The following is a 12378-nucleotide window of genomic DNA, read 5'->3' on the forward strand; positions in this document are numbered from 1 at the left end:
GGTTCCCCACAAGTGTGGCTGTTTCGACCATCTCCAAGCTTTGGAGAGCCGTGAGCAGTTCAGGAGAAGCGTTAATCCGCCGTACCTGGGTGTCAATCATGACATCAACACCGGGCGTTGGAACGATAAAGACTAGCCCGGAGGTGCCGGGAGGGCGTAGCGCCTTCTGCCGGATAACGTCTCGAATTTGAGCGAGGCCGGCATCGCCGCAAGTTGTAGAAAGCCGGATCTCGATTCTGGATGGGTTCATAGATCCTATCCTGTCATTTCTATCCCGATGACGCCCTTCATCGCTTTGATTGCTCCAAGGCTTGCATCGTCAGTTTTGATGGTGAGGCTCGTCTCTTTGGGTGCGTTGTTCCCGATCGCGATGAATAGGCGGGAACCATTTGCAGCCTGAGTTCTGAGCGCGTTGCGGGAGCGGATTTCTCCAAGGACCTGAACCGCGAGGGTCTGATCCTGGCAACGAACAACAGCTCCGTTCCCAGCCTTCTGCTGTTCGGCATTAGCCGGCGACCAGCGGGTGATCACAGGGTTCCCCTTGGACCAGTCGATCTCAACCACGGCGATCAGGGGATCCTTTGAGAGGATCGGCGGGACGACCTTGTTCGAGAATTGAGCCCGCATCGCCGAGCAGGCATCTCCAACTTGAACTTCGGTAATCACTGCCCCATCCACATTGCGGTCCTGAATGCTGACGATCTCAACCAGGGCCTTCAGCGAAGTCTGGTCAGGTGTGACCTCCCGCATAGTACGGCGAGCAGTGGTCAGTGAGACAATCCCGTTCGTGCCGATCAGATCGGCGTAGATGTCGATGGGATGTGCCGCAAATCGATAGCCGAAGGCTTTCTCCTCGCCGGCAATCGCGTCGCCCACGGAAAGTGGTTCTACCGTGAACTTCAGCGGTACCGGTGCAAAGCTGCCGAACAGATCGCCCTGGTTCACGCCCGCCGATTTCCGGCTTGCCGCCTGCTTCCGTAACGGTTCCGTAGCAGAGAGGTGCTTGGCCCGAAGATCGATACGGGCCTGGTTGTCCTTTGGAGCCACAGACTTGTCGGTATTCTGGGGCTGGAGACGGTCGAAGGCGCCGGCCAGGATCAGGGTGAGGATATCCGATTGTTTGACGGTGCCCAAGGTCCGGTCGATGAAATCCTCGAGAGACTTGAAGGGTCCATCCTCGCGGATGGCTGCAATCTGAGTTGCCAGATCCCGGCCGATGCCGCTCAGAGCGCAAAGAGCATACCGAATGGCTTTAGAGCCGTCCTGCCGTCTCTCGATCTGGAAGCTTGCGCCGGACACATTGATATCCGGTGGGAGAACCGTAATGCCGATCTTCTTGGCCTCATCCACGGTCCGCATGAGCTTTTCAACCTTGGTGATCTCCTGCTCCATGTTGGCCGCGAGGAACTCATGGGTGTAGTGGCGCTTCAGATAGGCCGTGATCCAGGTGATCAGCGCATAGGCTGCGGCATGACTTTTGTTGAAGCCATAGGCCGCGAAGGGCAGGACGAAGTCATAGAGTTCGTTGGCGTCCTTTTCCGTCTCGCCCTGCTCGATGCACTTCTGGACGAAGATCGTCCGCTGCTTGGCGATCTCCTCGGGGATTTTCTTACCGATGGCTTTGCGCAGAACGTCGGCCTCGGCCAGGCTGTACCCGGCCACGATACGAGCCATCTGCATGATCTGCTCTTGGTAGATGATAATCCCGTAGGTCTCTGCCAGCGTTTCGGCCAGCTTCGGATGGGGGTAGCCCACCTTGGCACGGCCGGCCTTTCGAGCGGCATACTGCGGGATGTACTCCATCGGGCCGGGGCGATAGAGGGCCACAAGCGCGATCAAGTCTTCAAACCGGCTCGGCTTGATCTCCCGGAGCGCCTTGGTCATCCCAGGGCTCTCGATCTGGAACACGCGAAGCGTCCAGCCGCGATTGAGCATGGTGAAGGTCGCTTCGTCCTCCCATGGGAGCGCATAGGGATCGATTTCGATTCCATCGGCCTTGAGGAGGCGGCGGGTGTTCTCAATGACCGTGAGGGTTTCCAGACCGAGAAAGTCAAACTTGACGTGTCCGGTGGCCTCGGCGGCTCCCATTTCGAACTGAGCGACTTTGAGGTCGCTCTTGTCTGGCGGGTACAGAGGACACGTCTCGATCAGCGGGCGGTCTGCGATAATGATACCGGCCGCATGCTTTGTGGCATGGGTGACCGATCCCTCCACGACCTGGGCGGCATTGAAAGCCTCTGAGGTCTCCGGCTGTGATAGGGCACGCGCTACCGCAGGGAGTTGGGCTGCATCGGCAAGGGTCTTGGCATCATCAGGGATGAGCCTGACGAAGGACTCCACCGCACCCGGGGTCATGCCTCGGGATGCGGCCGCTGCCCGGAAGGCGCCCTTGGCTGCCAGCGTGGCGTAGGAGCCGATATGCGCCACGTAGTCAGCCCCATAGCGCCGGTGAACGTAGTCGAGGACCTCCGGGCGCCGAGCTTTGCAGAAATCGACGTCAAAATCCGGCAGCGAAATTCGCTCGGGATTGATGAATCGCTCGAAGAACAGACCAAACCGGATCGGGTCCAACTCGGTGATCGACAGAGACCATGCCACAAGTGAGCCAGCACCGGAGCCGCGCCCAGGCCCAACGGGGATGTTGTTCTGCTTGGACCAGGTGATGAAGTCGGAGACGATGAGGAAGTAGCCGGAGAAGCCCAGACGCGTGATGTGATCGAGCTCGAATTCCAGCCGGTCAAGATAGGCCTGCTTCTTCACTTTGATGTAGGGATTTTGGGAAATCCGTGCGGCCAGTCCTTCCCGGGCCCTCGTTTTGATCTGCTCGATCTCATCCTCAGCGGTCAGACCGGGCATATGAGGAATGCGCGGCTGGCTCGAATGAACGAAGGCCTCTGATCGGCTGGAGATAGCGTCGGCGTTTATCAGGGCCTGAGGGACGTCTGCAAAGAGGGCCTCCAGTTCCGCCGGTGTCTTGAAGGTGACCCCGGCAGTAAGATTGCCTTTCTCAGCCAATGCCTCGGCGACCCCAGTTTCCTTCCGACGGGAAACGAACTCGATGATCTCGAGGGCTTCCCGGTCTGCCGCTGTGCCGTGACGGATTTCGCTGGTGGCAACCACAGCTGGCTCCAGGGCGAACTCGTCTAACAGGTCGAGGATCCGAGCTTCCACGGACTCGGGTCGCTGCCGCCGCTCGAGCTCGACGGCATAGGTAACGCCGCTGGCATCCAACATGGCGAAGAGGTTTTGGACATAGGCAGGAGCATTGCCGGATCGGGTCGCGTTCGCCAGAAGGCCGTCTTCAGTAGGCCCTGTGAGGAAGTAGATCGCATCGGCTTGATCCCGGACCAAAAGCTCCAGGGGCAGCGGACCGGAGTGGCAGTCCGAGGCCATTCTGTAGAGATGCCTCAGCCCTGCCTCGTTGCGAGCATAGAGGGTCACCCAACCGGTGAGGGTCGTATTTGCTTCGGCTCCCTGGATGCTAGCCTCGACCGAAAGGCCAAGCACGGGCTTGATGTCCGCCTTCTTAGCGGCTTTGCAGAACTCATATGAGCCTGCCATCGAATTGCGATCACAGAGACCGACGGCGCTCTGCCCCGCCGCCTTGGCGAGGCTGACAATAGCCTCCGGCGACAAGCAAGACCGGCCGAAGGAATAGTAGGACTCGGTTTTGAGATTGTTCGGCATCAGAGATCACAAAAGCTTCGTGGACCAGCCGCGAACAGCGACGGCAGGCGATGGCATGGTGGAGTGTTGAGGACCGGCAAAGAGGTCGTTCTGGGACTGCGGGTTTTCCCGAAGAGCCAGCATTCTGATCCAAACCTCAGCCAAAAGAGTGCAGTCCTTGATCGCGTCGTGCTTCTTTGCCCGTTCTGGATCATAAAGGCCTAAGCGCCCTGCGACGGCATCGAGGTTAACGGTCCGGCCTGGCCAGATGAGCGAGGCGGTATCGATGGAGTTGATGATGGGGTTAGGGAGTGTCGGCAGCCCATCCCGCCGGCAGGCATCATTGATGAAACCGACATCGAAAGGAGCGTTATGGATGACCAAAGGAGCGTCGCCCACCATGCGGCAGAATTTTGGATAAACTTCGCCGAACAAGGGAGCATCCTGAACCACGGTGTCATGAATCCCATGGGCCTCAAATGAGCCATAGGAGATCCGGCGCCCTTCGGGATTGATATAGGAGTGGAAGGTCCGCCCTGTCCGGACGCGGTTCACGACCTCAACAGCGCCGAGTTCAATAATCCGATCGCCATCGTCGACGCTGAGGCCGGTGGTCTCGGTATCAGCGATCCAGAAGCGTTCGACCGTTTCATTTTGGGGGTCGGATGCAGGCATTGGCAGTTTCAACTTTTGAATTTATTGGGGTTTTTGCCCTCTAAAGGGGAGAGGGCAAAATCTGGAAAGATGAGGATTGTGTCCCTTATGCACCCAATTGGGCCGAGGGAGGGCAAATGCGCTCTTCAGAGGCACGGGTAACTTTGCGCTTGTTTTCTCCCACTCGGATGATTTCACCGTCTGGTGTCGAGTTGTACCAGCCGGCGATGTGGTAAACCTTGCTTCCTCGATTGAGCTTGCCCTTGAAGCAGGGGCGCTTGGCGGCCTTGTCGGCATCGGTCAGGGGGAACGTGAAGATTGCCCCTTTGAGCACTTCTCCGGCAGCGCTCCTACCAGACACCGCTTGATAACGTTTCCTATCCCTGGATACCTTTTGCTGGGTCCGAACCTCAAAGGTCACCCCTTCTAGGACGATGGTCCCCAGAAAGGACACGGAGTTCTGCGAGGTCTGCTCATTGAGCGTTCCCGAGATCACGAAGGTATGCTGGGGGGCCATTTGTGCTCCATATTGCTGCAGCGACTCGTGGAAGGTTCGTTCTCGAATCGCGAATTAAGATGCAGTTTGCCGCGTTATCCCTCGCTTTTAATCCAAGCCGGCCGTCATAGAAACCTGCGCACAGCTTCGAGAAGTTGGATTGGAAGTTCACTCACATCATTTATGACAAGCCAGCCGGGAATGTTCATGGATGGGGCTTGCTGGCCAATGCCGATGCCGATCAGGTGAACGCCACATGAGATTGAAACGTTTGCGGCTTCTTCGGCCGCGATAGGATCGTTTGCTTCCCCATCAGTTATCAGGATGAGAACCTTCTTGTCGTGTTTCAACCGATAAAGCTGATGGGTTCCCTCCAGAATGGCCTCGGCCGTCGGCGTTCCTCCATTCCTTCGGCGAAGGAACGATCCGAGAGCTGGCCGCATGGTCGAAGGGGGCTCTCCGAAGGATTTGTGTCGAACGATCGTGGGATTGAGTTGGTCGTCCGTAGTGTAACTGTCGATGGCAAGGTCAATCTGGCGTTGGTGGCCGATGGCTTCGATCACAGCGCCGGTAGCTCGCAGGAGAACGTCGCGCCGGCTTGCTCTGGGTTTCTGGTCGGCCTCGGATCCGCTGGGTTGCTCCTCGGAGGTCAGCATCGACCTTGAGGCGTCGAGCATCAACTGGACGGCGGCACTCGTCCCAGTGCGGCGCTCAGTACGTCGGTAAATATCCGGATCGCACATTGCGATGCCCATGACGTTCTGATCGTCCAGTTCGCCTTCGAGCCGGTGGCGGCGGACAACCTTCCGCTGCTGCGAGATAAGGAGTGAGCGGACAGCGGCAGATAGCGTCTCAGCATCCCGGCTTGCATTCTGCATGATGGAACGAAACGCGTCCGCGTCCTCGGGCTGCCGGGTTTCTGGTGCGATGATCAGCGGAGTCGAGAATGCTCTCCGGTAGTGGGGAGGAAGCCGCCCAGACTCTTCAGCGCGGGCGACTGAGCCATTGTAGGCCCGTACGTCGCTTTGAGTTCGGCTGACGATCCTGGCAACTACATCAGAAATGTCGAGCAGAGGGGCGTCCAGTTGATCGTCGCCATCTGCCTGCACATCAGGCTGGTCTCCGTTGCCGATGGCCTCTGAACTGGGGCCGTTCCGATCCGGCCCGTGAGCTGTCGGACATCCGGGCTTGTGCTCGCCAGAGGTGCTTCCTTCAGCCTGAGGTCCAGGGGATCTAAGAGTCTCGCCCGCGCTCCCAGCAAGGCAGCCCGACGGTCGGTAAGCCTGCGTTCGCTCATGGGAGAGGCGGATCAGGAGGTCGGTGAGATGGAGGGCAACAGGGTAGAGATCAGGATTGCTCCTGCAGCGGGATATTGCGGGCCAATAATGTTCGACGATTTCAACAGCCTCGGAATCCACGTGGTCGCGCATGTACTCAATGGCGACTTGGGCCATCGGGGCGCAGGGATAGGCATTGGCCACGGTTCCGAACCAGGTGAGCGCCTGGTGAACATTGGGGATTAGGCGAGGCGGAACAGACGGGTCGCGGGTCTGGAGCTGATTGAGCTCGCGAGAGACGATGTGGCTGCGGGTGTATCCGATGTTGACGTGAGATCCGGGAAATTCCCTGGCGCCGATGAATTCGATCCTCCAGTCGTCGAGGCAGTTCTCCGTCTTAAGCCAAATCTTTAGGCGACGCTCCTGGGCTTTGTTCATCTCGGCTGCAGGAACCCCAATCGCCTTCTCGATCCACGGGAGGCGTCGGGGAAGGGTGCTGTAGAGAGGATGGAACACTTCATGATTACCATACCCTCTCAGGATTTTGGCATCGTCATCCCTGTATTCACCCTGTGGCCAGATCGCGGGCAGGACAATGTTCACGCCGTTGGTGAAGGCTCGACTGCCCTTGAAGGTGATGTTGAAGCGGCGGTTCCCCATTGCCGAGAGCGTTGAGGCAATCTCCCGCAGCAGGATGTACCCTGGAATGGTGGTCATTTCGGTGGTGCTTAGAAGGGGGCCGGAGGATTCCAGGATGCGCCATAAATCTGATGAGCAAGCTCAGAGATTGTCTTGGCATCAGCGAGCGTCGGGGCCCGGGCATAGAGAATGCGCCGGACAGCTTCACACTCATCGCCATAGAATGAGGCGAGGTCCGCGGTGGCTTCCAGCTGGCGGAAGCTGCAGGTAGTGCTGATGTGCCCCTGTTTGTACGCAGCCCGGATTAGGTTCGCGACTTTGATGATGTTGGCCGCGGTCGAGGGGGTCTTGATGACGCCCCGTTCGGTGAGGATCTCTGCCTCCTCATCGGGAGGCGCATAATCCATATCGACCCAGACGGCAAAGCGGTCGCGGGTCGCTTCCGACATCTCGACGATCATCTGGTAGCGGTTGAGGCTGTCGGCCCGTCCCTTGGTGTTTGCCGTTGCGAGGAGAGCAACGTTTGGGTGGGGAGCCACGAAGCGCCCCTCGTCCTCCAGGATGGTGATACCTTCCCCCTCATAGAGTTGGTGAGCGATGTACTGAAGATCGGGGTCTGCCCGGTCGATTTCGTCCACGTCAATAACGGCCGGCTGGGTGATGGCCTGAGTGAGCAGCCCGTCAAACCACCGGGTTTCCGGCCCCTGCTGGGTGCTGATCTGCTTGAAGCCTCCCAGCATGTCTCGTTTGCCCATGTCTCCGTGCATCGGGATCCGGTACCAGGGGCGACGAAGCCTACCCGCTAGCTCTCTGGTCACCGTCGTCTTTCCGCATCCTGGCGGGCCGGTCAGAACAGAGTTGTATCCGCGATCAATCGCCCAGAGCATGAGGCGAAGGTGCTCGATATCGAAGCGGTGACTATGGTCGATGCTTGGAACCCGGGGATGCGGTCCTGACCATTCAAAGACGGTGACCGGAAAATCGAGTTTGTCGGCATCGCCCGGGTGGCGCAGTGCATCTGCGAAGAGATCGGCGGCTTTGATCTGGTACGGCCGTCCTTCAGGATAACCACCGTGAGCCGGTACGGTTTGGGCTGTTGGCAAGATCGCTGGCTTCGCAATCGCAATCCGATCGGCCTCAACGAGTTTGCTGAATACGCTTTCCAGGCTCCGAAATTTCCCGCCGGTGGCTCTCTCGATCAGACGGTCACCACTTGAGAGGATTTCCCGGTCCAGGGAGAGGCGCCCGACGGGTTCATAATCGCTCGACGGCGTCGAAGTCGGCGCAGTTGGTGCGGCAGCCGCAGCAACCAGTTCGGTAACTGGCTCCTGATTTGACATCGTGCCGCTGGGACCGGCATTGGCCTGGGCGAAGGCGCTGATAGCATCAGCGAGTGCCCGATCGCTCGCGGCTTTCATGCGCTCGCGGAGCGCCTCTATGTCTCCCATATTGACCGGGTCGGTCAGAGCTCTGCAAAAACCAGTATGGCACGCGGAAGCTGGGTCGAATTTGACCTGGCCCATGGCTTTATGAATGACACTTCGGGCCGCGCTTATGGAAGCGGATAGGATTGCCTGCGCCTGCCCCGATCCTAGGGCCTCCGCCAGCATTCCACGGAATTGATCAGCAACATCGTCCTGGCTCGGAAAGAAAACGCCGCCGCGGCTGCGAGTAATCCGGAAGTAGGTCTTTTTGATATAGAGACCGACAAGGAGATTGATGAGGGATGATTTTTGTTCGTCGATCTCGGACATTGGGGTTTACTTCAATGAGTAGATTTGAACTCATTTCAGGAAACCGAATTCTCTTTTGCTTCTATCCACGTTTGCAATTAGTCGCGACCATGATGGATGGATAGTGGGACCGGCGTGGACTATGGGGAGGGCGCTCCTGCGTAAGGCGACGCCCTCCCGACCTAATCAATTCATCTTGCAACAGCCTGTGCGTTTCTCGCGTGCTGGACCTGCAGCCTGGTAAAGGTCATGAGCGATCCCCTGGATTCCTTGAAGCTGTCCATCAGGATCTTCTTCATCTTCCTTGTCTGCTTGCCGTCACCCCGGTCGACGCGGCTGGATTCAAGAACGGTGAACAAGGAGATGTTCCGGCGCACGGCCTCGTGGCCGATTTTGGCAAGATCAATCCTGGTGACGGTGCTGGGCCGAGCAGGTTTGATGTCTCGGACCTGCCCCTGCTTACGACCTGGGGTGTTCTCGGTTTTCTCGTACAGAAGATACGAGCGTGATCCTGGAGGACGAACGGCAAAGAGGCTCTTGTCTCCGGTATGGAGCCCAAGAACCTCGGTTTGGTCGGTTTGCTGTGACAGCCGGCGCCAGGGGCGATAGCCACTTGCATTAGGCCCTTCGACGACATAGGCCTCGATCTCGATATAGTCCTCCATCCGCCCGTGAAGGATGGTCGAGGCTCCCATGTCGATGACCAAGCATTCCTTCTTATCGAAGGCCACAGCCCCGGAACTGTCGTGTTCGGTGTGGGCTCTCATGCCGCGACCTTCCATCTGCTGCTTTTCGGCGCGGCTGGTGATCTCCTTTGCGTTCAGGATACACGCCGTCTTTGTCTCGTCGACACCTTCGATAAGCATGTCGACGCTGCAAAGAACCTGGACCTCCCCCTTCCGATAGTCGGTGAAGGCCTTGTCGATTTGAGCGGGGGACAGCTTTGAGTGCACCGTCTGGGCTGCGAAGCCGGCTTCCTTGAAGGCCTTGGCAAGATGCTCCGCGTCTTTGATCGTACCCGTGTAAGCGAAGGTCGGCATGCTGGAGCCTCCCTCCTTGGCCCAGGCTTGGACGCACTTCTTATGATAATCCGCCGGCCGGTTGCTCCGGATATGGCTCTGGATGCCGGACTGTGTTTCGACTGGATTAGTCGGATTGATGTATTTGCTGACGACGGCCTCGATCGAGGACCCGTCTTTTAGGGCGATATAGGGAGTGACGGTCCGGGTAGGAACGATCGCGCCCATTTTCAGGGCTTCCTGATACGAAACCCGCAGGAGCCTTGCATTCGCCAGATCAGGGTGGAGTTCCTTGCCGTCCGGTCGTTCGTGGGTAGCGGTTGCTCCCATGACCACTAAATCGGGATTGATCGCCCGAGCCGCGTTGATGATGGACGAATGCTGAGAGTCGGCGCTCTCGCTGGCGTGGTGGCATTCGTCGACCACCAGGAGGTCATACGGCTTCAAAGACCGGATATTGGCCATCACGGTTTCAGGGAGCGCGTAGACAATCTGGCCGGACTGGTCGAGTTTTCCGTCGATGCCAATCGAGGTGCTCTTGTGCCCCAGGCTCTCGGCGCGGCGCTTATTCTGCTGCGCGACCGCGATCAAATCCTGCATGACGAGGATGTTGGCGTCCGGCTTGCGCTGGAGCGTCTTATTGATCACGTCCGTGAACATGTTGGTCTTGCCGGACCCAGTGGGCGAGACGACCAGGACATTCTGGCCCGTGGCCAAGAGTTCGGAGGCCTGGGTGGTCACGCGATCTTGCATCGCCTGCCGGAGTTCATGATCAACGGGCATCAGAGAATCCGAAACTGGGAGTTTGGGAGCCAAACGCAACTACGATTCCTAATCATATCATTAAAAACGGTGATCCTGAACCGGAAAGCGTAAATATGTGTTTTTAATTCGGCCTTCATGTTAAAAGCGGCCTGTTCATAGGAGTGGCCGATGGCACGAATGAAACCACAGACTGACGGATTTGGGGTGAAGGCAGACAGGCACTTAGACAGTCCGTCCACCCATCAGAGGTCTCATGATCGAGCCGATGATTCGAGAACGCATGGATCGAGCAACCCCCAAGAGCGGAATTCTCGCAGGGACAGTAGCGACAGCATCGGGGATGCCGGAAATTCGTTCTTACGCAGGGCAGAGCGGAACGATAAGCTCTCGGGATTGGCCGAGGGTGCAGCACGGTTTGGCGCTTATGCCGGCCTTGCTTATGGCACGATGGAACTGGTCATTCTCGCTCGTCGAGCCATGGTGAAGTATCTAACGGGAGTTGATCCCGACTCTCCCCGAGCAGCGGAACAAGCGAAAGCGGCAGGGCTAGACCCGCAAAAGGGAGAGTGGTCCGAGAAGGCAGTTCGGCTAGACCAGCCCGGGATGCAGCAGGCGAACGGCAAGCTTGCGGAGGTCGCCGGGACCGTCGGGATCAATCTCCCTGGCCAAACCCAAACGGAGGGCGGTAGGCATGTCGCCGACGGAAAGCTATCCTCACTGGAGCCTACTGATACAAAGATCTTTACCATTGGGCGTAAGGAGCCGGGGAGCAAAGAGGAACAGAGCGTCATCGCGCTCTCGACCGGAGCAGGTCGAGAAACGCTGTCAGCGTACTCCCAGAAGACTGAGGACGGTCTTGTACGGAAGCGCAACTTCGTCAGTGAACTGCCGGAGGGATCGCTCAGACTTGGGGAGAACGGTGTGGATCTGTCGTCCCAGGCCGACAAGGCTCTCCGGATCGGGAGCAAATCGATGGGTGAGAGCTCGCTGGAACAGATCGTCGGCGTCGGCAATCGCGAAACCGACGTGATGACCATGCTCAACAAAGACGGGCGCGTTACCAAGGAGGCCCGGTTCTCCGGGCGGGACGGGCAGGGTGCGGTGGAAATCTCCGAAGGCCGGGCCGTGTTCTCGCAATTGGATGATCGCGGCAAACCCATATCCAGCCGTGAGCTGAAAGATCCGGGGATCTCGATATCGCCTGAAACCGGAGCAGAGACGCTTCCAAGGAGCGTTGTGCACCAAATCGGAGCGTTTGCAGCCGAACCGTCCAAGTTTCCGGCAGGGATGGAGCCGACAGGTGTCGACAAGGTTCTGGGCCAAGCCAAGGCAATGACCTCCACGCCGGTCGATGTGAACCTTGAAGTCGGGCGTCCTGCTCACGTGCGCGACATGGGTTTGTCTCGGTAGCTGTTCACGCGCTCTTTCGGGGCATTAACTCGAGCATAATCGGGATAGGGGGGAACCTCGCGGTTCCGCCCCTCCCACACCACCGTACATACGGGTCCGTATACGGCGGTTCGTCTGATTACTCGACTGGCTGGACGTGGACAGAGGCAAGACCGAGGCCTCTGAAGAAGGCATTGGGGAACGCCATGGAAAGGGCCGGGCTTTGGCTGAGCCGCCATGGGCCGTGAGGACTACCGGCGGCTTTCGCTGCCAGGTCCTTTCCGACGCCGAGGCGGCGCAATTCCGCGAAGCGGTTAGTCCCGTACTTCCATTGCTTCCAGGCGATGGCGCGCAGCCGTCGCCTGACCCATTTGTCCAGCCTCTGCAAGCGCGATGGAGTTTCGCAGAAGCCGAAGTAGCCGCGCCACCCGATGAGATAGCGGGATAGCTCCGGAGCGATCTGCGCGAGGCTGCGCCCTCTCGTCCGTTGCGTGAGTTCTCGAACCCGCCCCTTGAACTTGGTCAGTGCCTGCGGTGCGATGCACCGCCTGGGCTGGTCGAGGTTGAAGAAGCTGAAGCCGAGGAACTTCCGTTCGGTCGGAGAAGCGACAGCGCTCTTTGCCGTGTTCACCTTCAGCTTGAGGCGTCGTTCGAGGAACCGGGTGACGTTGGCCATGACTCGCTCGCCTGCACGAGGACTGCGAACATAGATGTTGCAATCATCGGCGTACCTTGCGAAC

Annotated in this window: 8 protein-coding genes; 1 reads left to right on the forward strand and 7 read right to left on the reverse strand. The window is 58.6% G+C overall.

Annotation, left to right across the window (positions count from 1 at the left end):
* Positions 1–255: 255 nt before the first annotated feature.
* The 6 genes from ACS5Q1_RS02730 to ACS5Q1_RS02755 all read right to left on the reverse strand — a co-directional run bounded on the left by ACS5Q1_RS02730 (position 256) and on the right by ACS5Q1_RS02755 (position 10267).
* Positions 256–3687 carry a DNA polymerase III subunit alpha gene (locus ACS5Q1_RS02730; RefSeq protein WP_473096758.1) on the reverse strand — a complete coding sequence of 1144 codons (3432 nt, stop codon included), beginning with the start codon at positions 3685–3687 and terminating at the stop codon, positions 256–258.
* A 6-nt stretch (positions 3688–3693) separates the two neighbouring features.
* Entirely contained in the window at positions 3694–4341 is a 648-nt protein-coding gene (locus ACS5Q1_RS02735) for an exonuclease domain-containing protein (RefSeq protein ID WP_473096759.1), read from the reverse strand.
* 85 nt (positions 4342–4426) lie between these two features.
* The gene (locus ACS5Q1_RS02740) at positions 4427–4837 is read right to left on the reverse strand and encodes a hypothetical protein (RefSeq protein ID WP_473096760.1); all 411 of its coding nucleotides are present in this window, start codon (positions 4835–4837) and stop codon (positions 4427–4429) included.
* Positions 4838–4941: 104 nt separating this feature from the next.
* On the reverse strand, positions 4942–6810 hold the full coding sequence (locus ACS5Q1_RS02745) for a VWA domain-containing protein (protein WP_473096761.1): 1869 nt from the start codon (positions 6808–6810) through the stop codon (positions 4942–4944).
* Positions 6811–6821: 11 nt separating this feature from the next.
* Positions 6822–8486 (reverse strand): AAA family ATPase, encoded by a 1665-nt coding sequence (locus ACS5Q1_RS02750; protein WP_473096762.1) that lies wholly within the window; start codon positions 8484–8486, stop codon positions 6822–6824.
* Positions 8487–8656: 170 nt separating this feature from the next.
* Entirely contained in the window at positions 8657–10267 is a 1611-nt protein-coding gene (locus ACS5Q1_RS02755; RefSeq protein WP_473096763.1) for a DEAD/DEAH box helicase, read from the reverse strand.
* A 375-nt stretch (positions 10268–10642) separates the two neighbouring features.
* Between ACS5Q1_RS02755 and ACS5Q1_RS02760 the strand changes: the two genes are divergently transcribed.
* On the forward strand, positions 10643–11659 hold the full coding sequence (locus ACS5Q1_RS02760) for a hypothetical protein (protein WP_473096764.1): 1017 nt from the start codon (positions 10643–10645) through the stop codon (positions 11657–11659).
* 118 nt (positions 11660–11777) lie between these two features.
* On the opposite strand, the gene ACS5Q1_RS02765 is transcribed toward ACS5Q1_RS02760, so the two are convergent.
* Positions 11778–12378, reverse strand: a 601-nt coding sequence (locus ACS5Q1_RS02765) for a group II intron maturase-specific domain-containing protein (protein ID WP_473096765.1), incomplete at its 5' end; no start/stop codon positions are given.

The organism is Microvirga sp. GN3, from assembly GCF_055792825.1.

Bases quoted from the DNA above. Each gene is read 5' to 3' on its own strand.
- ACS5Q1_RS02730 (WP_473096758.1), bottom strand. From the start codon at position 3,687: ATGCCGAACAATCTCAAAACCGAGTCCTACTATTCCTTCGGCCGGTCT.
- ACS5Q1_RS02740 (WP_473096760.1), bottom strand. From the start codon at position 4,837: ATGGCCCCCCAGCATACCTTCGTGATCTCGGGAACGCTCAATGAGCAG.
- ACS5Q1_RS02745 (WP_473096761.1), bottom strand. From the start codon at position 6,810: ATGACCACCATTCCAGGGTACATCCTGCTGCGGGAGATTGCCTCAACG.
- ACS5Q1_RS02755 (WP_473096763.1), bottom strand. From the start codon at position 10,267: ATGCCCGTTGATCATGAACTCCGGCAGGCGATGCAAGATCGCGTGACC.
- ACS5Q1_RS02750 (WP_473096762.1), bottom strand. From the start codon at position 8,486: ATGTCCGAGATCGACGAACAAAAATCATCCCTCATCAATCTCCTTGTC.
- ACS5Q1_RS02735 (WP_473096759.1), bottom strand. From the start codon at position 4,341: ATGCCTGCATCCGACCCCCAAAATGAAACGGTCGAACGCTTCTGGATC.